This is a genomic window from Anaerolentibacter hominis (assembly GCF_032380675.1).
In the GTDB taxonomy this organism is placed as follows: domain Bacteria; phylum Bacillota; class Clostridia; order Lachnospirales; family Lachnospiraceae; genus Anaerolentibacter; species Anaerolentibacter hominis.
In genome coordinates this window covers 1,576,219-1,597,794 of sequence record NZ_JAWDIX010000001.1, presented here as the reverse complement: position 1 = coordinate 1,597,794, position 21,576 = coordinate 1,576,219, and the positions used below count along the sequence as shown (strand labels likewise).

Genomic DNA, 21,576 nt, shown 5'->3' with positions numbered 1-21,576 from the left:
GCCAGGGAATCTCGCAAGCACTGCGTGCTTACTCGATTACGGCTGTCGCCGTATAGATTAAAAACGAAAACCATCGGTATAAAAGCGAGCTTTTACCGATGGTTTTCGTTTCCAATCTCCTGGCTCGTAGCTTCGAAAAAAACCATAAGTTGCCAACATAATCATTGGAGTGTTCAGACATAATAATACCAAGATAAGTGATGAAAAACATTACAGCGAAGGAAACAGATTGTAAACACGGGATTTTGGCAAGTTATTATAAATTACCTTAACTTTCGTTTACGACCCGAAATAGATTTCATCAGACAGACAAACACTGGTCGGAAAATCCCGGTGATTGATCTCATGAGTAAATCTTACACTCCCTCGATAAGTGATGAAGAGTAATCACTTATCGAAAAAGAAAAGAAAGAAACTCACGGAGGTGAAACAATTATGGCAAGCAATAACAGTGGAAGCAACAGAGTTGAAGTACCACAGGCAAAAGAGGCACTGAATCGTTTTAAAATGGAAGTTGCATCTGAAATCGGTGTACCGTTGAAACAGGGTTACAATGGAGATTTAACCAGCGCTCAGAACGGTTCCGTAGGCGGCGAAATGGTTCGTCGTATGATTAGACGTCAGGAAGAGCAGATGTCTGGTCAGTCTGGTCAGAACTAAGAATTTATAAATGAATGAGTCATGGTTCTTTCATGGCAATAGAAACAGTATCCCCCACTTTGACATTCATTGTGGGGGATGCTGTTTTTTGCGTACATATATTAAACGAGCATCGGACGGTATATTTTAGCTTTGGTATTTCTATTTTATTTTGGTTTAAAATATGATATAATGAGCCGAATGTTTGATGATCAGAGGAGAAAAAATGGGAAAATATTTTGGTACAGACGGATTTCGCGGGGAAGCTAACGTGAATCTGACAGTAATGCATGCATACAAGGTCGGCAGATATCTGGGATATTATTACGGTGAAAATAAAGCCGGGCAGAGGGTTCGGATCGTGATCGGTAAAGATACTCGCAGATCCAGCTATATGTTTGAGGACGCACTTGCAGCGGGGCTGACGGCCAGCGGGGCGGACGCCTATCTGCTTCATGTAACAACGACACCAAGTGTTGCCTATGTGGTGAGAACGGAAGAATTTGACTGCGGAATTATGATATCGGCAAGCCACAATCCTTATTATGATAACGGGATCAAGCTGATAAACGGCAGCGGGCAGAAGATGGAAGCTGAGGTTGAAGCTCAGATTGAGGCTTTTATCGACAGTGAACAGGATATACCCTATGCGACAGGGGAACATATTGGGCGGACTGTAGACTATACAATGGGAAGAAACCACTATCTTGGCTATCTGATGTCATCTGCCACCAGATCCTACAAAGATGTCAGAGTGGGCCTGGACTGCGCCAACGGTTCTGCCTATATGCTGGCGAAGGGTGTATTTGATGCTCTGGGAGCGAAAACCTATGTGATACATAATGAGCCGGACGGCACGAATATTAATACAAACTGCGGTTCGACACATATTGAAGTTCTGCAAAAATATGTGTTAGAAAACAGGCTTGATATCGGTTTTGCCTATGATGGAGATGCAGATCGCTGTTTAGCAGTGGATGATAAGGGCAATATTGTAGATGGCGACTGTATTTTATATCTGTGCGGGACCTATCTGAAAGAAAAAGGAGAACTGAATAACAATACGGTTGTCACAACTGTCATGTCCAATCTGGGACTTTATCATGCCTTCGACCGGGCGGGCATTCTCTATGAGAAAACAGATGTGGGCGACAAGTATGTTTATGAAAATATGCAGAAGAACAATCATTCGCTGGGCGGCGAGCAGTCGGGACACATTATTTTCAGCAAATATGCAACGACAGGGGATGGAGTTCTTACTTCTATTAAAATAATGGAAGTTATGCTGGAGAAGAAATCCCGTATTTCGGATTTGCTGAAGGATCTGGAAATATATCCTCAGCTTCTGGTAAATATTAGAGTCAAAAGCAAACCGGAGGCCAGGGCGGATGAAGATGTGATCCGGGCGATCTGTGAAGTGGAAGCAGAATTGGGAGAGGAAGGCCGCATTCTAGTGCGCGAAAGCGGAACAGAGCCGCTGCTCCGGGTTATGGTGGAGGCTAAGACAGATGAACTATGCAGGATGTATGCAGACCGTGTGATCCGTGTCATCAGGGACAGGGGACACGAGGCATAAGTGAATAAAAGGAGTACGGGCTGTCCTCCGAAGCTGCCGAAGAGGTAAGCCCCGCTCCTAAGGCCGGAAGAGAGAGCCCGGCAAAGAGGAAAATCCCTTCTTTTCCCGGCATTACTTTTCGCAAATACACGGCTTGATTATCACAAATCCTTGTGCTATACTAATAAAATGTCAGATTTTATAATGGTATATAATGGCTGTAAGAGGGATGCCATGTAAGCTGGCTTAAAATCCGGATCATGGGATTTGTTCTGGACAAATCTCTTATTGATAAATAAAAAATAAAATATATGTCTGATGCGTCAGAGTTTATCTGATAAGAAATGAAAGCTTTGATGTGGGAGTACATAAGGAGGAAAATAATAAAATGAGTGTTAAAGTAGAAAATCTGGAAAAAAATATGGCAAAACTTACAATTGAAGCAGGTGCAGACGAATTTGAAAGCGCTGTGCAGAAAACGTATTTGAAAAATAAAGGCAAAATCAATGTGCAGGGATTCCGCAAGGGAAAAGCTCCCCGTGCGCTGATTGAGAAAATGTACGGCAAGGAAGTGTTTTATGAAGACGCAGCCAATCTGATCATCCCGGATGCTTATGAAAAAGCAGTGGAAGAAAGCGGACTGGACATTGTCTCCAGACCTGAAATTGATGTGGAGCAGATCGAGGCCGGCAAGCCTTTTGTCTTCACAGCTACAGTTGCGGTTAAGCCGGAAGTTGTCCTGGGAGACTATAAGGGCATTGAAGTAGAAAAAGCAGAAGTGGAAGTAACCGAAGAAGAGATCAATGCAGAACTGGACCGTGTAAGAGAGCAGAATTCCAGAATGATTACTGTGGATGACCGTGCAGCTTTAGACGGCGACACAGTAAAGATTGACTATGAAGGATTTGTAGACGGTACTCCGTTTGAAGGCGGCAAGGGTGATGATTTCGATCTGACCCTGGGAAGCCATTCCTTTATTGATACATTTGAAGAACAGCTGGTTGGAAAGAACATCGGGGAGGATGTGGAAGTTAATGTGACATTCCCTGAGGAATACCATGCAAAAGAACTTGCCGGAAAGCCTGCGCTGTTTAAGGTTAAAGTAAAAGAGATCCATGTGAAGGAGCTTCCGGAGCTGGATGATGAGTTTGCCGGTGAGGTTTCTGAGTTTGAGACCATGGAAGAGTACAAGAATTCTGTAAAAGAGACGATTCAGAAGAGAAAAGAAGAGAAAGCAAAGACCGAAAAAGAAGATAAGGTTATTGCGAAGATTATTGAGAATGCTACGATGGAAATACCGGATGCCATGCTGGATACTCAGGTTCGTCAGATGGCAGAAGACTTTGCGCGCAACATACAGCAGCAGGGTCTTTCTCTGGAGCAGTATTTCCAGTTTACCGGCATGGATGCGGCTAAGTTCCTGGATACGATGAAGCCGCAGGCTTTAAAGAGAATCCAGACCAGACTTGTCCTGGAGGCGATTGCGAAAGCCGAGAATATCCAGGTTTCCGAGGAGGATATGGACGCCGAGCTTGAGAAGATGGCTTCCATGTACCAGATGGAAAAAGATCAGTTAAAGAATTATATGGGAGAAAGGGAGATTGCCCAGATGAAAGAGGACATTGCCGTTCAGCGTGCAGTGGATCTTGTCGAGGAGGCAGCAAAAGAAATCTAGGAGGTATGTGAAATGAGTTTAGTGCCTTATGTCATTGAACAGACCAGCAGAGGAGAGCGTTCCTATGATATTTTCTCCAGATTGCTGAAAGAAAGAATTATCTTTCTTGGCGAAGAGGTGACAGATGCGTCTGCCAGCCTGATTGTAGCACAGTTACTGTTTTTGGAATCCGAAGATCCTGGCAAGGATATTCATATGTATATCAACAGCCCTGGTGGTTCCGTAACAGCCGGTATGGCGATTTATGATACAATGCATTATGTGAAATGTGATGTTTCCACAATGTGTATCGGAATGGCGGCCAGCATGGGAGCTTTTCTGCTCGCAGGCGGAGCCAAGGGCAAAAGACTTGCGCTTCCCAATGCGGAGGTGATGATCCATCAGCCTTCCGGCGGAGCCAAGGGACAGGCCAGCGATATCAGAATCGTTGCGGATAAGATTCTTCAGACAAAGAAGAAATTGAACGAGATTTTGGCGGCCAACACAGGACAGCCGCTGGAAAGAATTGAAATCGATACGGACCGGGATAATTATATGACGGCCCAGGAAGCGAAAGATTACGGTATTATTGACAGTATTATTACCAGCAGATAAGGATTTCCGTGGGTAGAGGCGGAAATAAGGTTACATGAAGACGGTTCGCAGGGCGTGCCGGCGTTTGTTAGAATAAGACAGCTCGTGAAGCGTGCTGGCGTTTCTTGGAATAAGACAGTTCGCGAAGCGTACTGGCGTTTCTTGAACACAGAAAACATGATAAGAGACACCTGGCTGTTGCCGGGTGTCTCGTTAAAAGTTATTAGAGCGAGGTAGAAAGTGTGGCAAAATCAGATGACAAGCAGTTGAGATGTTCTTTTTGTAACAAGCCTCAGGACAGGGTACGTAAATTGATTGCGGGCCCGGGTGTCTATATCTGCGACGAATGTGTGGAATTGTGTGCCGGTATCCTGGAAGAAGAAATGGAAGATGTGGAAGAGGATACCAGCGATATCAACCTCCTGAAACCGAGGGAGATCAAAGCGTTTCTGGACGAGTATGTCATCGGTCAGGACGAAGCAAAAAAAGCTCTGTCGGTTGCCGTTTATAATCACTATAAGCGGGTGAAATCAAATAAGACGCTGGATGTGGAATTGCAGAAGAGCAATATTATTATGGTGGGACCTACCGGTTCCGGTAAGACTTTTCTGGCCCAGACTCTGGCAAAGATTTTGAATGTTCCTTTTGCCATAGCAGATGCAACAGCCCTTACCGAGGCTGGATATGTGGGCGAGGATGTGGAGAACATTCTGTTGAAGTTAATTCAGGCTGCCGACTACGATGTGGAGCGTGCCGAATACGGCATTATCTATATCGATGAAATAGACAAGATAACCCGTAAATCTGAGAATACATCCATAACCAGAGATGTATCCGGGGAGGGTGTTCAGCAGGCTCTGCTGAAGATCCTGGAAGGAACCGAAGCCAATGTACCTCCCCAGGGAGGCAGAAAGCATCCCCAGCAGGAATTTATTCAGATTGATACAACGAATATTCTTTTTATCTGCGGCGGAGCGTTTGACGGATTGGAGAAAATAATTGAATCCAGAATTGGAAAGAAGTCAATTGGTTTCAATGCTACAATTATAGATAAAAACCGCCGTAATGTGGGTGAACTCTTTAAGAAGGTTCTGCCCCAGGATTTTGTGAAATACGGCATGATTCCGGAGTTTGTGGGAAGAGTCCCGGTTTGTGTGGGGCTGGATCTGCTGGATGAGAATGCTTTGGTCCGGATTCTGACGGAACCGAAAAATGCATTGGTGAAGCAGTATCAGAAATTATTTGAAATGGATGGCATCCGGCTGGAATTTGAGCAGGAGGCAGTTCTGGAAATTGCCAGAAAATCATTTGAGAGAAAGACAGGTGCCCGCGGGCTGCGCGCAATTATGGAGAAATCCATGATGGATATCATGTATAATCTGCCTTCTGAGGATAAGGTGGAGAAATGCATTATTACAAAGCTGGTCATTGACGGAGAAGAAGAGCCGGTTCTTGTCTATACGGAGAAAAAGGGCAAAAGGGCATAAAGAGATTGAGAAGGCTGTCGCAATGAGTAAATGGTTTCCGCTGTTGGGAGGCCGGCCCGCGATAGCCTTTTCGGCTTAGATACAGAAAAGTGCAGATGCTTCGGAAAGCGGATTCATATACAAAAGAAAGGAAAAAGTGCAGTTGGCTGCACAGGTATACAATGTGGGTGAAAGAAGAGAAGGAATACCTGTTATTGCTCTTCGGGGCATAACCTTGCTGCCGGGAATGCTGATTCATTTTGACATTAAGCGGAAAATTTCCCTTGCCGCCATTGAGGAAGCGATGTCGGCGGAACAGATGGCATTTCTGGTGTCACAAAAACAGGAAGAGATTGAACAGCCGTCTAAGACGGATTTATTTGAGATAGGCACATTGGGCATGATTAAGCAAATACTGAAAATGCCCGGAGATGTGGTCCGTGTAATGGTTCTGGGAATCAAGCGGGCACATCTGGATGAGATAGTCAGTATGAAGCCGTTTTTTAAAGGAAATATAACAATCTGTGATACGGACTGCGGCCATGATTTAAGCGAGCTTCAGAAGAGAAGCATGGTACGGTATCTGCATGAGATACTGGGTCAGTATGCTGCTGAGAATGAGCAGGTCAGCCGGAATACGCTGAAAACACTGAGTGAGATATGGGATCTGGAGAAGCTGCTGGATGAAATTACGATATTTCTGCCGGTGCGCCAGGAGGCGAAACAGGGAGTTTTAGAGGAACTGGAGCTGATTGGCAGATATGAGAGAGTCCTGGCGATCATTCAGGAAGAAATTGAGCTGGGGAGAATAAGACGGGAGTTCCAGACCAAGGTAAAAGAAGAAATCGACCAGAATCAGAAGGAATATATTTTAAGGGAACAGATGAAGGTTATCCGGGATGAACTGGGAGAAACGAATTCAATGGATGATGCGGACTCGTTTGCCAAAGCGGTAGAAGAACTGGAGGCAGACGAAGACGTTAAGAGTAAAATACGGAAAGAAATTGTCCGCTTTCGGAATGTGGCAGGCAATTCTTCTGAGAGTACGGTCTCCAGAAGTTATATTGAGACGCTGTTGGAACTGCCCTGGAATAAGGCAAGTGAAGATTCCTCAGACCTGAAGCGGGCGGCCAGGATACTTGACCGGGATCATTACGGACTGGACCAGGTAAAGGAGAGAATTCTGGAATTTCTGGCTGTGCGGGCCCTGACCAAGAAGGGAGACAGCCCGATTATCTGTCTGGTGGGACCTCCGGGAACCGGCAAGACTTCCATTGCGCGTACGGTAGCGGAAGCTCTGAATAAACAGTATGTGCGTATGGCGCTGGGAGGCGTGCGGGATGAGGCGGAGATTCGCGGACACCGCAGGACCTATATTGGGGCCATGCCCGGAAGAATTGTCACAGGACTGAAAAATGCAGGAGTAAAAAATCCGCTGATGCTGCTTGACGAAGTGGACAAGCTGGGCAACGACTACAAAGGGGACCCGGCGGCGGCACTGCTTGAGGTTCTGGACAGCGACCAGAACAGCAAGTTTGTGGATCACTATATCGAGATACCGGTGGATTTGTCCGAGGTGTTATTTATTGCCACTGCAAATACGACGCAGACAATTCCCAGACCTCTTCTGGACCGTATGGAGCTGATTGAAGTAAACAGCTATACGGAAAATGAAAAGTTTCATATAGCCAAGGAACACCTGGTGGCAAAGCAGATGGAAAAGAACGGTATTCTAAAGGGACAGCTTACTATCTCTGCCAAGGCTCTGAAAACAATCATAAACGGTTATACCAGGGAATCAGGCGTGAGAAATCTGGAGCGCAAGATCGGGGCGATCTGTCGTAAGGCCGCCAGAGAGATCCTGGAAGACGGAAAAAAAGTAATCAAGGTGACAGAGCGGAATCTGGAAAAATATCTGGGGAAACTCCAGTATACCTTTGATGAAAAGAATGAAAAAGATGATATTGGCATTGTGCGCGGACTGGCCTGGACCAGCTATGGCGGTGAGACTCTTCAAATAGAAGTAAATGTGCTGGAGGGCAAGGGTGAGGTTCAGCTGACCGGACAGTTAGGCGATGTGATGAAAGAATCGGCGGAGATTGCGCTTACCTATGTCAGATCAATTGCCGGCGGCTATGGAATCTCAGAAGACTTCTTTGAAAAACACGATATTCATATTCATATTCCGGAAGGAGCAGTGCCGAAGGATGGGCCTTCTGCGGGAATTACACTGGCGACAGCTATCTTTTCTGCTGTAACGGAAAAGAAAGTACGCGCAGATATCGCCATGACCGGAGAGATTACGCTCCGCGGACGTGTGCTGCCCATCGGCGGACTGAAAGAAAAGCTTCTGGCGGCTAAGACCGCTAAGATTAAGACGGTTCTGGTGCCGGATAAAAATAAAAGAGATCTGGACGATATGTCCCAGGAGATCTTGGACGGTCTGGAGATTAAATTAGTGAATCTGATGCCGGAGGTCCTTCAAACTGCAATTGCGGAAGGACTTAAGTAAGACCGGGCAGATTTAAGTGTGAAAGGAATGGTATATCAATATGGAAAATGCTATGGTGATCCGGTCGGTCAATCTGGAAACCGTGTGTGGAATTACAAGTAAGCTGCCGGAAAATACAAAGCCAGAAATTGCATTTTCCGGGAAATCCAATGTGGGGAAATCCTCCTTGATCAACGGTCTTCTGAACCGGAAGGCGCTGGCCAGAACTTCCGCGCAGCCGGGAAAAACCCAGACAATTAACTTCTATAATGTGAATGAGGAATTTTATCTGGTGGATCTGCCCGGTTATGGCTACGCGAAGGTGGGGGGAGCTGTCAAGGAGCAGTGGGGGAAAATGATAGAAAATTATCTGCACCGCTCCAAACAGCTGAAGCTGGTGTTCCTGCTGATTGATATCCGGCATGAGCCATCCGCCAATGATAAAACAATGTATGAATGGATTTTGTATCAGGGATATCAGCCGGTGATTATCGCCACAAAGCTGGATAAGATCACAAGAAATCAGAGGCTAAAGCACTTAAAGCAGATTCGCACCGGGCTTGGCTGCGGAACTGAGACAAAGATACTGCCTTTTTCAGCCGCTACGAAGGAAGGACGCGAGGAAATCTGGCAGTTCATCAGAGAAATACTGGAGAACGGGACAGCAGAATAGGAAATATACAAAAATGCAGCGAAATTTGCTGCATTTTTTTGCATTATGTTAAAAACTTAAGAAAAATTATGAACGTCCACTATTGACACTATAAAAGCTTAGGGATACTATTATATCTAGTATTTAAAACTATGTCATAAAACGATGCAGGGAGGTAATAACATGACGGGGGATAATTATGTGATAACATGCTGTTCGACAGCTGACATGCCGGCAGAGTATTTTGTTGCAAAGGGCATACCCTATGCTTGTTTTCATTATCAGATAGATGGCAGAGATTTCCTGGATGACCTGGGAAAGACAGTATCGTTTCCGGATTTTTATAAGCAGATTAAAGAGGGGGCTATGCCTGTAACATCACAGGTAAATGCAGAGGAATTTGTGGAGATGTTCGAGCCAATCTTACAAGAAGGGAAGGATGTCCTACATATTTCCCTCTCTTCCGGATTGTCCGGGGTGAATAACTCCGTTGAAATCGCGAAAGAGGAGCTGGAAGCGAAGTATCCGGAACGCCGGATTTTTTATGTGGATACGCTGGGTGCGTCCTCAGGCTATGGATTAATTGTGGATACCGCCTGGGAAAAGAAACAGGAGGGTATGGGAGCGGAAGAACTATATACATGGCTGGAGGAGCATAAGCTGTGCCTGCATCACTGGTTCTTTTCCACAGATCTCACCCACTACAAGAGAGGTGGTCGTATCTCCGCTACGTCTGCGGTGATGGGAAACCTTCTCAACATATGTCCGCTCATGAATATGAATTATAAGGGGGAATTGATTCCCCGCCGTAAGATCCGCGGCAAGAAGAAAGTGATTCGGGAAATTGTACATATGATGGAAGAGCACGCGGAAAATGGACGGGATTACACGGGAAAATGCTTCATCTCTAATTCGGACTGTTATGAAGATGCCAGAGCCGTGGCCGATCTGGTGGAGGCGACGTTTCCCAGACTAAATGGAAAAGTAATGATTAACAGTGTGGGAACGGTGATCGGCTCCCATACCGGACCGGGTACAGTTGCACTCTTTTTCTGGGGTGACAAAAGGGTGGATTAGAAGAAAATGTCCATACTACAGAAAAATTTATTATAGGATAGAAAAGGACCTGCGGTTTCCGGATTGGGACCGCAGGTCCTGTTTATTAACCATTCAAAAGCTGTGCAAGTATTAACGGATACAGCTCTTTGTTTTTCTTTTTCCAGTTGCTGCACAGCAGGGAAGCCTCTTCCTCGGTGGGGACGGTCAGATTCAATTCGATCAGGGCCGTGCCGTTCTCCAGGATTTTACAGCGAACCATATAAAGGTCGGTGTGTTCTTTATAGTAATCACACAGTACAGAAACCTCTTCCTTCAAAGAGTATTTATTATCCTGAAAGAACTTCAGAATATCCTGACGGATACTGTCCGGTATCTGGCTTCCAAAGAAACTGAGTGTCTCTTTCCCCGCCTCCGTAATTTTATAATAGGATGTATGATGCATTGTATCACCGTGAATGAGCTGAGCTTCCAGCATTTCCGATAACACCTGCTGTACGGTAAAGTAGTTTGTATAGTCCTTTTCCAGGATGAAATTGCAGATCTGCGCATTGGTCAGCGGGAAGTCTACCCGGTTTAACATATCCAGGATAATCAATTTATAGAGAGTAAATGTATCAGATGATGCCATGTTATACCTCCATTCCTTCCAAATAGATGCCCTGCGTGATACCCCGGGTTTTCAGTCCGTGATTTATCTGATTCAGGACATATTTTTTGTTCTTGCTCCAGAGGGGGGCCAGCAGAAGCTCTGCGGGACCGTCACCGGTAATCCGGTGAATGACAATGTCCGGACGGAGCGAACCGATGCACAGGGCCACCAGATCGACATATTCTTCCAGAGTCAGTATCGGTATCCGGCCAAGATAAGCGGCCAGATCGGTTCCTTTTAAAATATGAAGAAGCTGTAACTTAATTCCTTTTACCGGAAGGCGGTTTAAATGCGCCATAGTTGCGGCCAATTCCGTTCTGCCTTCTCCCGGCAGCCCAAGTATGGTATGGACAATAACCGGTATACCGCACTGAGCAAGGCGTGTGACCGCTTCATCAAACACAGGAAGAGGGTAGCCCCGCCGAATAAAACGGGCGGTATCTTCATGAATCGTCTGAAGCCCCAGCTCAATCCAGACCGGTTTGATCCTGCCCAGCTGTTCCAGAAGCACATAAGTGTCTGCACTGATGCAGTCCGGCCGGGTGGCAATTGAGAGGCCGCAGATGAGCGGGTGTCGGATTGCCTCCGTAAAAATCTGTTCCAGATAGGCAGTCGGCGCATAGGTATTGGTAAAGGGCTGAAAATAAGCAATATAACGGCGGATTTCAGGATGTCTGACAGCAGCCCGGCCGATTGCGGTATCCAGCTGTCTGGTGACGGAGGTCATTCCATCCCCGGAAAATTCGCCTGATCCGCCCTCACTGCAGAAAATACAGCCCCGGTCACCGCAGGTTCCGTCCCGGTTGGGACAGGACATATTGCCGTTTATGCTGATTTTATAAACTTTTTCACCGAAGAGTTCCAGTGAATACTGATCAAATGTATAATAGCGTCTTCCATTTGTATAGTTCATTGCTAAATGAGAGATTTGACGGCATTGCTCACAGCGTCCACCACTTCAGGATCGAAGGCCTGAGGCATGATATTATCTTCGTTTAAGTCTTCCTCCTTCACCATTCCGGCGATCGCAAGCGCAGCGGCAAGCTTCATCTCTTCTGTAATCTGTCTGGCCCTTCCCTCCAGGGCTCCCTTGAAAATCCCAGGGAAAGCCACTACATTATTCACCTGGTTTGGGAAATCAGAGCGGCCGGTACCCACAACACGTGCGCCGGCGGCTTTTGCCACATCCGGCATGATTTCCGGTACCGGATTCGCCATGGCGAACAGGATAGAATCCGGAGCCATGGAGGAGACCATCTGTGCTGTGACAATATCAGGGGCCGAAACGCCGATAAAGATATCAGCTCCCACGAGAGCGTCCTTTAATGTCCCTTTTTTACCTTCCAGATTGGTGACTTCAACCATCTGCTTCTGCATCCAGTTCAGGTTCGGACTTTCTGAAGATAATATACCATTGATATCACACATTGTGACATGAGAAAATCCATAGGAGAGCAGCAGTTTTGTAATGGCGATCCCGGCAGAACCGGCGCCGTTGACAACAACGCGGCAGTTTTCCTTCTCTTTCTTAACAACTTTGAGTGCATTGATGACACCGGCAAGTACAACAATAGCGGTGCCGTGCTGGTCATCATGAAATACAGGGATATCCAGTGCGTCCTTTAACCGTTCCTCGATTTCAAAACATCTGGGCGCTGCAATGTCTTCCAGATTTATTCCGCCGAATGCGGGGGCAATATGGATAATTGTTTTAATAATTTCCTCTGTATCCTGGGTGTCCAGACAGATTGGAAACGCATTGACGCCTCCAAAGGATTTAAAGAGAACGGACTTGCCTTCCATAACGGGCATGGCGGCGTAGGGGCCGATATTTCCAAGACCCAGTACGGCGCTTCCGTCAGATATAACAGCCACAGTATTTGCTTTTATGGTATAGCGGTATGCTTCTTCCGGATTTTTGGCAATGGCTTTGCAGGGCTCTGCCACGCCTGGAGTATAAGCGAGCGCCATGTCTTCTCTGGAATTCACATTGCACTTCGGTTCTGTAGAAATCTTACCATTCCACTGCGCGTGGAGGGCAAGAGCTTTTTCTGATGTAGTCATGCTGATTCCTCCTGTTTCTTATCATTTTGTCTGAATTTATGATATCATTAACCCTTTTATTTCGCAAGGACATGTGTATGGCTGGGCAGGCAGCCGGAACATTGATACGGGCGGCCGGCGGCTGAAAAATTGCAGATTGGAGAAGTAAAAAGAAACATCAGAGTATATTTTGTATTATTTATAGGAAATAACACGAATATATCTCGATTTCGCACAGGAAAAGCTATTTACATTTATCTGAAATTTGGAGTATAATATGATGTATAACAAAATCAAATATATAAATTATTCTATTTACAGTTTATCGAACGTTCATCCGCCCGTTTCTGTGAGGGCGTCTGAGTCCGGACATTCATTTAAATTCCCTGAAATCTTTAGATAAAATAAGAAAATCTGGCACAGTTAACAGCCGGCGTGGGTTTTGAACGTGCCTTGAGGGCCAAGCTTGCATAATAGAAAGAAAAGAATTGTTGGAGGTATCATGGAGAAACGACTGGAAGAATTATCACTGGCACAACTGAGGGAACTGGCAAAAGAGAGAGGAATAAAGTCTATATCCACACTCCGTAAAATGGAACTGATTGAACGGCTGAGCGAAACGTCTGACCAGAACCAGGAAACGTCTTCGGTACAGGCAGAACCAAGCACCGATAACATAGAAAACAGAACAGAAGAGCAGGCAGCAGGACAAAGTGCAGTGCAGACGAGACAGAATACAGCCCCGGCTGCTTCAGAAGGTGTCCGAAGGGAGCCCCAGGCCAGGAAGGCACAGGAAGATACGAGGGGTATCCGGGAAGGAATGCAGAACAGACCGCGGGTAAAGATCGAAAACCGCAGGCCCGCAGCAGTTTCGGGTACAGAGGAGAGGCAGGAAGTACGCCGGAGCGGAAAAGTGACGGAGGATGGGAAATTGTCGCCGGAGATGGTACAGTTAGACAGCGGGGAAACAAAAGAAGGAATTCTGGAAGTGATGCAGGACGGATTTGGATTTATCCGCTGTGATAATTTCCTGCCGGGTGAAAATGACGTCTATGTCTCACCTGCTCAGATACGCCGTTTTAACCTAAAGACAGGAGATATTGTCACAGGAAATACGAGGGTGAAAAATCAGAGTGAAAAGTTCAGTGCCCTGTTGTATGTGAAAGCCGTAAATGGGATGCATCCGGTGGAAGCGGCCCGGAGAAAGAAATTTGAGGATCTTACTCCTATTTTCCCCAATGAGAGAATACATCTGGAAACACAGGGCGGTCCGGTTGCCATGCGGATGATGGACTTGATTTCTCCTATTGGAAAAGGTCAGAGGGGAATGATTGTATCGCCGCCGAAAGCGGGCAAGACCACACTTTTAAAGCAGGTGGCGCGGGCGGTGACTTTAAATCATCCGGATATGCAGCTGATTATTCTGCTGATTGACGAGAGGCCCGAGGAAGTTACGGATATCAAAGAATCCATTGAAGGGAAAAATGTTCAGGTTATCTATTCAACGTTTGACGAACTGCCGGATAACCACAGGCGTGTATCCGAGATGGTCATTGAACGGGCCAAGAGACTGGTGGAGCACAAAAAAGATGTGATTATTCTTCTGGACAGCATTACCAGGCTGGCAAGAGCTTACAATCTGTCCATTCAGCCCAGCGGCCGAACTCTTTCCGGAGGGCTTGATCCGGCGGCGCTGCACATGCCGAAACGCTTTTTTGGAGCGGCTAGGAACATGAGAGAAGGCGGCAGCCTGACGATTCTGGCGACGGCGCTGGTTGAGACGGGAAGCCGGATGGACGACGTTATTTTCGAAGAATTCAAGGGGACCGGCAACATGGAGCTGGTTCTGGACCGCGCACTTTCTGAAAAGAGAATCTTTCCGGCCATCGACATGTATAAATCCAGCACCAGAAGAGATGATCTTCTGCTGGCAAGGGAAGAAGCAGAGGCAAATTATCTGATGCGCAAGGCTCTGGGAGGCATGAAGGCGGATCAGGCGCTTGAGAGCATTATCGGCATGTTCATGCGCACCCGGAATAACCGGGAGTATGTGCAGATGATCAAAAAAGTAAAATTAGTCGATTAAAATATTTTTTTGTGACTTGCTTTTATAGAGTTTGTATGCTATACTTAGTGCGTTGTGTAATTCAATGAATTGAATCAATTTTTGATTGATTTTCATGTAATAAAATAGTCAAAGAGGTGAATAAGATGAGAGAAGGAATCCATCCTAATTACTACCAGGCTAAGGTTACCTGCAACTGCGGTAACGAGTTTGTAACTGGTTCAACAAAAGAGGATATCCACGTAGAAGTTTGTTCCAAATGCCATCCGTTCTACACAGGACAGCAGAAAGCTGCGGCAGCTCGTGGTGCGATTGATAAGTTCAACCGTAAATATGGTTTGAATCAGGACAAATAATAGCAAGGATTTAGGTTGAGGTTATTATAATCTCAGCCTATTTTTTTCACATTAAAAGTTGAAGATGTCTGCGGAGGAAAGAATCCGATTATAATAAAGGCGGTGATCGTGTGAAACCATCCGGTATCGGCGGACAGGCAGTCATTGAAGGCGTCATGATGAAAAACGGCGCTGAATATGCTGTGGCGGTCCGGAAACCAGATAACGAAATTGTAGTACAGAAGGATACGTTCGTCAGTGCTTCTGAGAAGATAAAGTTGTTTAAGCTGCCCATATTCCGTGGCATGCTTATGTTTGTGGAGTCTCTGGTTCTGGGAACCAGAACGCTTACGTTTTCAGCCAGTTTCTTTGAGGAAGAGGAAGAGAAGACCCAGGCGGAGAAGAAAAAAGGAAAAGCAGCAGAAAAGCTGATGATGGGATTTACCGTGTTTATCTCCATCCTGCTGGCGGTTGCTATTTTTATGATGCTGCCTTATTTTCTGTCTACGCTCCTTGGAAGATACATAACCAATACTACCGTGCTGGTTATCATTGAAGGCGTGATCCGTGTCACTATATTTATCCTGTATGTATTTCTGATCTCACTTATGAAGGAGATCAAACGTGTTTTTATGTACCATGGAGCCGAGCACAAATCAATCAATTGTATTGAGAATGGGCTGGAACTGACCGTGGAGAATGTGAGGGGTCAGTCCAGACAGCATAAGCGCTGCGGTACTAGTTTTATGCTGGTCGTGATGTTTGTCAGTATTTTGCTGTTTATGTTTATCAGGGTGGAATCCCCGTGGCTTCGTATTCTATACCGGCTGCTGCTGATTCCGGTCATATCAGGTATCTCCTATGAGTTTATCCGTTTTGCGGGCAGAAGCAATTCCAGAATTATTGCGGTGTTAAGCAAGCCGGGCCTCTGGCTGCAGGGACTTACCACGAGGGAGCCGGATGATGAGATGATTGAGGTGGCGATCGCATCGGTGAATGAGGTTTTTGACTGGAAAGCTTTTCTCGCAGAAGGAGATTTCAGGCCTGAGCGCAGCAAACGGAAAAAGGCTGGTGATACACAGCCGGAAGAGAAGAATGAGAGAGAACCTAAACCGGCATTGACGGAAGTACCGGCACAGATAACAGAAGAAGAACAGGAACCGGTTCATTCCGGACATAAGAGACATACGGCAGTGCCTGTGGAGGAAATAGCCGTGCAGGACGAATGGATCGAGACCGAAGAGGGTGAGATTCCTGTGGAAGAAGAATTTGAAGCGGTACCGGATACCATAGAAATTTTAAGTCCGGAGGAGATCACCGAGGAAGTTCCTGCCTATGTGGAGGAAGCGGTTGCTTTAGAGGAAGCATATCCTGCAGCGGAAGATGAGGCTTATGAAACCATGGAAGAAGCGGAAGAAGAACAGCCTCAGGACATGGGTGAAGCGGAAGTTTCTGTAACGGATGATCAGGAGTCCGAGGAGGAAGAGCCCGGCAAGGAGACTGCGGCTGATATTTTGCAGGATGAAGAGATTTTGAGTATATTGGAAGAATATTCGTCAAGGAGCAGAAAGAAATAGAATGTCTTATGAAATGTTGTTTCTCTGGGGAAAGACACTTCTTTTAAAAAGCGGTGTCGCGGAGGCGGAGCTGGATGCAAGATACCTGCTGGAAGAATGCTGCCATATATCCCATGTGGAGTTTTTAACGAACAAAAAAGATTATGTTCCGCGGGAGCAGGAGGAAGCCTATAAGGCTGCCATCAGGCGGCGGATTGAGCGTGTTCCGCTTCAGTATATTACCGGAAAGCAGGAGTTTATGGGTCTTCCCTTCCGGGTCAATCCGTCTGTGCTTGTGCCCAGACAGGATACGGAAGTGCTGGTGGAGACGGTTTTGCATGTCTGCGGGAATAAGCACGTGCTGGATCTGTGCACCGGTTCCGGCTGTATTGCCGTGAGCCTGGCTAAACTGGGCGGCTGTGCCAGTGTCACTGCCTCGGATATCTCTGCGGAGGCTCTGAGTGTGGCCAAAGAAAACGCAGCTATCAATCAGGTACCGGTGCGGTTCGTGATGAGTGATCTGTTTGAGAAGATCGAGAATTCTTTTGATATAATTGTTTCCAATCCACCTTATATTCCCACCGGTGTGCTGGAGACGCTGATGCCGGAGGTAAGCAAATATGAACCCCGGATCGCGCTGGATGGCCTGGAGGATGGGCTGCATTTTTACCGTGAGATCATACGGCAGGCGGACGGATATCTGACTGCGGCCGGAGCCCTTTACTTTGAGATAGGTTATGATCAGGGGGATCAGGTAAGGCTTCTGATGGAGGAAGCAGGATACAGCAATATTGAAATCGTAAAAGATTATACCGGTATGGACCGGGTAATACGAGGAGACCGTCCGGGTTCTTATCTGGATTAATGTTTTTGGAGGGGAATATTCTTGTTTGATAAGTTAGAAGACATTTTAAGACGATATGAAGAAGTTGTAAATGAACTGAATGATCCGGAGGTTACGGCGGATCAGAATCGTTTCCGCCAGCTTATGAAGGAGCAGACTGAGCTGATGCCGCTGGTGGAGGCATACAAGGAGTATAAAAGGACCAAAGAGACCATTGAAGAGAGTCTGATGATCCTGGATGAAGAGAAAGATGAAGAACTGCGGGAACTGGCGAAAGAAGAACTGAGTGAATGCCGGGTGCGTCAGAGCGAGCTGGAAGACGAAATTAAAATACTGCTTCTGCCCAAGGACCCTAACGATGATAAGAACGTTATTGTGGAGATCCGCGGCGGCGCCGGAGGAGACGAGGCCGCATTGTTCGCGGCGGAACTGTTCCGCATGTATTCCCGTTTTGCCGAGCGTAACCGCTGGAAGACGGAGATGATCAGTCTGAATGAAAATGGAATCGGCGGATTTAAGGAAGCCGTTTTTATGATCAATGGAACCGGCGCTTACTCAAAACTCAAATATGAAAGCGGTGTGCACCGGGTTCAGAGGGTTCCGGTAACGGAATCCGGAGGCAGAATCCATACCTCCACGGCTACTGTGGCAATTATGCCCGAGGCGGAGGAAGTGGATGTACAGCTGGATATGAATGATTGCAAATTTGATGTCTTCCGTGCGTCCGGAAACGGCGGCCAGTGTGTCAATACGACGGATTCCGCGGTGAGACTGACTCATATACCCACAGGAATCGTGATTTCCTGCCAGGACGAGAAATCCCAGTTGAAAAACAAGGATAAGGCGCTTAAAGTTCTGCGTTCCCGTCTGTACGATCTGGAGATGCAGAAAGCCCATGATGCAGAGGCGGAGGCCAGAAAAAGCCAGGTGGGAACAGGAGACCGTTCTGAGAAAATCAGAACCTATAATTTCCCTCAGGGACGTGTTACCGATCACCGTATCAAATTGACGACACACCGGTTAAATGAGGTGCTGGACGGGGATCTGTTCGAGATTATAGACAGTCTGATCTCCGCGGATCAGGCGGCGAAGCTCAGTAAAATGAACGAAGCGGTCTAGGCAAATCGGGGGAATACTATGATCAGCAGCACATCAAATCCACAGATGAAACATATTATTCAGCTGGCAAAGAAGGCCAGATACCGTCGGGAACAGGAGCAGTATGTTGTGGAGGGGATCAGGATGGTTGATGAAATTCCTGGTCCGCTTCTGATCAGGGCGTATCTGTCCGAAAGTTATGCCGGAAAATACGGCACACCGGATCATTACCCCTGTGAAGTGGTGAGTGACAGGGTGTTTGCTCAGATATCGGATACCAAGACGCCCCAGGGCATCCTGGCTCTTGTAAAGATGCAGAAATACAGCCTGGAGCAAATGCTGCGGGAACCAAGGGTCAATCTGATTCTTCTGGAAGATCTGAGAGATCCGGGAAATATGGGGACGATTGTCCGCTGCGCGGAGGGTGCCGGAGTCACAGGAATTATCGCAAGTGATACTTCTGTCGATTTGTACAATCCCAAGGTGATTCGTTCCACTATGGGTTCTGTTTTCCGGGTTCCGGTTCTGTTTGTTCCCGATTTTAAGAAGCTGCTGGTCAGGTTAAAAGAAGAAAATGTAACCTTGTATGCCGCTCATCTGGCGGGAAGCAGTGACTATGACAGAATTTCTTACAGTGACCGGAGCGGTGTGATGATTGGAAACGAAGCACAGGGCCTGAGTGAAGAGGCGGCGGGAATGGCCGACACGCTGGTGAAGATACCGATGATGGGCAAAGTAGAGTCCTTAAATGCGGCAATCGCGTCTTCTGTGTTTATGTATGAGATTTTCCGTCAGAAAAGACAAAGAGAAGATAAATAAAAAGCCGGATACCGTGTTTGGAAACGGCTGATTGAAAAAGGGAGCGTAAGCTCCCTTTTGCGTTATTGATCAGAAGCGGAAGACAGAGACAGGTTAATCCCATATGTCACATAGGCGCTATCCAGATGATAGCCCAGCTTTTCAGCCAGATGCAAAGACTCCTTGTTGGCGGCATCCCAGCTGGGATAGAGCCCGCGCTTTAGACACTCCAGAATCATATGGGCGGCGCAGGCCAGGGCCAGTCCCTTTTTCCGGTAGGGTTTCCTGGTATCAATCTCGATTTCAATTCCGCCGTCATAGTAAGTATAAGAAGAGACACCGCTTACAATTTTATCGCCGTGCAGTACAAGGTATCCCATACCGTGATCCCGATACTGCTCATAGGAAGAAAACTGAGAGCATAGATCTTTTGACCATTCTTCCTTACGGACCGCATGAAAATAAGCTTCATCTATGGGGTGAATCCGATAACCCTTTGTCAGAGTGGCGACATATCCGGCCAATTTGTCTGTATCGAACGCATCGGGCTCTTTTTTCAGCGCATAGCGAAGAAACTTACGATAACTGTAAGGGTAGCAGCGCTCAATCAGCCGGCTCCAGCCGTTATCCCGGGGTACCATCAAAATCTGGGGAGACGGAAAGTCAGAGGGTATATGTTTCACAAACTCTGCATCCGGTTTACCCGCCAGAAAACAGAAATCTCCGGTAATAATCCGGGCAGATTCCGGATCTGACGTTTGGTCTGCCCACCCATTTCCCATGCATCCATGCAAATAGGACCAGATCATTGTCTCATTCCAGCCGTCAAACAGCGGCGCGAGAACACAAGCATTCTCTTTTGTTATCATTTCCATAGGACCCCTCCTTTTTTATACATAAGGATAAAACTGACCATGTATATCCAGCAATAAGGCAGTAGGCAAAGCATACTGACGTTTGTTGTTTCAAGTTTACTTCCCAACCCTGGATGTGTCAATCGCGGCGGCGGGTGCATGGAAGGTTTCATTTATAATCTCCAGCGCAATATTTTTTGCATTTTCTCCTGAAATCGAATCTTTTTTATCTTCATCTTCCAGATAAACTGCAACATAGTTTCTGGCTGAGTCCTTTTCATAAAAACCCACAAACCAGGCTTTTCCCGGTCCGGAACCTGTTTTCCCGCAGACTGCCCCTTCGTTTTCTTCTGATACCAGCATTATATTTTTCAATATGGTAATCTCCTCAGACGTGTAGCCGCTGCGTCCTTCAAAAATGTCTGACAGAACCTTTACCTGCTCAAGAGGAGAGATTTTAAGGGTGGAATTAAGCCAGAAGCCGTTCAATTCCGGCAGCGGGTTCGCGCCGTTCCCCTGCCACTGGCCGATATCGCAATTTCCATAGGACAGCTGATCCAGCTGCGCTTTTACCTCTTCTTTGCCGACCTGATCAATGACCTGCCGAAAATACCAGATACAGGACGTGGAAAAGGCTTCTTTTAAAGTGACATTTTTATTCCAGCCGGAGATCGGATATACCGTACCGTTGTATTCCATTTTTGTGGTTTCATTTTCAAGCACGCCGGCGTGCAGACCCATGAGTGCTGATACGATTTTAAAGGTAGATAAGGGGGAAACCTGCTTTTTACATAGTTCCTCATTATAAAAAGAATACAGCTCATCATCCGGGCTGTAGAGAACCGCACAGCCGGTTATCCCAGCAAATTCACTGTCCAGATCAAGTCCTGCTTCCCGTATGGAGGCGGGTGTTTCGGCAGAAGGCAGTTCCTGTTCGGGAGAAGTCTGTGTTTTGCCGCCGTCCGGCGGGGATGTCTGACCGGGGTCTGCGTTGCTTTCTGAACATCCGGTTACCGTAAACATGCAGGTAACCAGAAGAATACTAAGAATACCCATCAGGCGGCTGGTCCTTTTTTGATCCATATGAGTCCTCCGATCATTTCATTAAGACTGATGTATCACAAGAAGTTTAAGATAGCTTACTTCCAGAACCGGCGGTTGTCAATGCAAATTTCTGTGTGATAACCGCAACCCTTTTCCCAGCTTGTAGTATTGGACCGGACC

The 21,576-nt window shown here is 46.7% G+C and carries 19 protein-coding genes; 14 read left to right on the top strand and 5 right to left on the bottom strand.

The features are described from left to right. Window positions 1-435 precede the first annotated feature (435 nt). The 8 genes from ABCW47_RS07395 (at window position 436) to ABCW47_RS07360 (ending at window position 10,128) form a co-directional block, all read left to right on the top strand. Window positions 436-660: an alpha/beta-type small acid-soluble spore protein gene (locus ABCW47_RS07395; protein WP_343209213.1), complete on the top strand. Its 225-nt coding sequence runs from the start codon at window positions 436-438 to the stop codon at window positions 658-660. A gap of 205 nt (window positions 661-865) precedes the next feature. Next, entirely contained in the window at window positions 866-2,215 is a 1,350-nt protein-coding gene (glmM, locus tag ABCW47_RS07390; RefSeq protein ID WP_343209212.1) for a phosphoglucosamine mutase, read from the top strand. Window positions 2,216-2,582: 367 nt separating this feature from the next. Further along, window positions 2,583-3,869, top strand: coding sequence for a trigger factor (gene tig / locus ABCW47_RS07385; RefSeq protein WP_343209211.1), 1,287 nt, complete (start codon window positions 2,583-2,585; stop codon window positions 3,867-3,869). A gap of 12 nt (window positions 3,870-3,881) precedes the next feature. After that, the gene (clpP, locus tag ABCW47_RS07380; protein ID WP_343209210.1) at window positions 3,882-4,463 is read left to right on the top strand and encodes an ATP-dependent Clp endopeptidase proteolytic subunit ClpP; all 582 of its coding nucleotides are present in this window, start codon (window positions 3,882-3,884) and stop codon (window positions 4,461-4,463) included. Window positions 4,464-4,684: 221 nt separating this feature from the next. Then, a complete protein-coding gene (gene clpX / locus ABCW47_RS07375; RefSeq protein WP_343209209.1) occupies window positions 4,685-5,929 on the top strand; it encodes an ATP-dependent Clp protease ATP-binding subunit ClpX in 1,245 nt (414 codons plus the stop codon). 163 nt (window positions 5,930-6,092) lie between these two features. Further along, window positions 6,093-8,420: an endopeptidase La gene (lon, locus tag ABCW47_RS07370; protein ID WP_343209614.1), complete on the top strand. Its 2,328-nt coding sequence runs from the start codon at window positions 6,093-6,095 to the stop codon at window positions 8,418-8,420. 52 nt (window positions 8,421-8,472) lie between these two features. After that, a complete protein-coding gene (gene yihA, locus ABCW47_RS07365) occupies window positions 8,473-9,072 on the top strand; it encodes a ribosome biogenesis GTP-binding protein YihA/YsxC (protein ID WP_343209613.1) in 600 nt (199 codons plus the stop codon). A gap of 162 nt (window positions 9,073-9,234) precedes the next feature. After that, window positions 9,235-10,128, top strand: a complete 894-nt coding sequence (locus tag ABCW47_RS07360) for a DegV family protein (protein ID WP_343209208.1) — start codon at window positions 9,235-9,237, stop codon at window positions 10,126-10,128. Window positions 10,129-10,213: 85 nt separating this feature from the next. Here ABCW47_RS07360 and ABCW47_RS07355 read toward each other — a convergent pair whose 3' ends face one another. Genes ABCW47_RS07355 through ABCW47_RS07345 form a run of 3 tightly spaced genes read right to left on the bottom strand, consistent with a single transcriptional unit; the run spans window position 10,214 to window position 12,823 of the window. After that, window positions 10,214-10,738 carry a DUF4364 family protein gene (locus tag ABCW47_RS07355; RefSeq protein ID WP_343209207.1) on the bottom strand — a complete coding sequence of 175 codons (525 nt, stop codon included), beginning with the start codon at window positions 10,736-10,738 and terminating at the stop codon, window positions 10,214-10,216. 1 nt (window position 10,739) lies between these two features. Further along, window positions 10,740-11,672: a tRNA modification radical SAM protein MnmL/YtqA gene (gene mnmL / locus ABCW47_RS07350; protein ID WP_343209206.1), complete on the bottom strand. Its 933-nt coding sequence runs from the start codon at window positions 11,670-11,672 to the stop codon at window positions 10,740-10,742. A gap of 2 nt (window positions 11,673-11,674) precedes the next feature. Then, window positions 11,675-12,823, bottom strand: a complete 1,149-nt coding sequence (locus ABCW47_RS07345) for an NAD(P)-dependent malic enzyme (protein WP_343209205.1) — start codon at window positions 12,821-12,823, stop codon at window positions 11,675-11,677. A gap of 481 nt (window positions 12,824-13,304) precedes the next feature. On the opposite strand from ABCW47_RS07345, the gene rho reads away from it, so the two are divergent. The 6 genes from rho (at window position 13,305) to ABCW47_RS07315 (ending at window position 19,519) form a co-directional block, all read left to right on the top strand. Beyond that, window positions 13,305-14,888, top strand: coding sequence for a transcription termination factor Rho (gene rho, locus ABCW47_RS07340; protein ID WP_343209204.1), 1,584 nt, complete (start codon window positions 13,305-13,307; stop codon window positions 14,886-14,888). A gap of 125 nt (window positions 14,889-15,013) precedes the next feature. Beyond that, window positions 15,014-15,223, top strand: coding sequence for a 50S ribosomal protein L31 (rpmE, locus tag ABCW47_RS07335; protein WP_343209203.1), 210 nt, complete (start codon window positions 15,014-15,016; stop codon window positions 15,221-15,223). A 110-nt stretch (window positions 15,224-15,333) separates the two neighbouring features. Further along, window positions 15,334-16,779, top strand: a complete 1,446-nt coding sequence (locus tag ABCW47_RS07330; protein ID WP_343209202.1) for a DUF1385 domain-containing protein — start codon at window positions 15,334-15,336, stop codon at window positions 16,777-16,779. 1 nt (window position 16,780) lies between these two features. Then, window positions 16,781-17,623, top strand: a complete 843-nt coding sequence (gene prmC / locus ABCW47_RS07325) for a peptide chain release factor N(5)-glutamine methyltransferase (protein ID WP_343209201.1) — start codon at window positions 16,781-16,783, stop codon at window positions 17,621-17,623. 21 nt (window positions 17,624-17,644) lie between these two features. Continuing rightward, the gene (gene prfA / locus ABCW47_RS07320; RefSeq protein WP_343209200.1) at window positions 17,645-18,721 is read left to right on the top strand and encodes a peptide chain release factor 1; all 1,077 of its coding nucleotides are present in this window, start codon (window positions 17,645-17,647) and stop codon (window positions 18,719-18,721) included. An 18-nt stretch (window positions 18,722-18,739) separates the two neighbouring features. After that, window positions 18,740-19,519, top strand: coding sequence for a TrmH family RNA methyltransferase (locus ABCW47_RS07315; RefSeq protein ID WP_343209199.1), 780 nt, complete (start codon window positions 18,740-18,742; stop codon window positions 19,517-19,519). 62 nt (window positions 19,520-19,581) lie between these two features. Here ABCW47_RS07315 and ABCW47_RS07310 read toward each other — a convergent pair whose 3' ends face one another. Further along, window positions 19,582-20,373, bottom strand: coding sequence for a GNAT family N-acetyltransferase (locus ABCW47_RS07310; protein WP_343209198.1), 792 nt, complete (start codon window positions 20,371-20,373; stop codon window positions 19,582-19,584). Window positions 20,374-20,469: 96 nt separating this feature from the next. Next, window positions 20,470-21,435 carry a penicillin-binding transpeptidase domain-containing protein gene (locus ABCW47_RS07305; protein WP_343209197.1) on the bottom strand — a complete coding sequence of 322 codons (966 nt, stop codon included), beginning with the start codon at window positions 21,433-21,435 and terminating at the stop codon, window positions 20,470-20,472. Window positions 21,436-21,576: the final 141 nt, after the last annotated feature.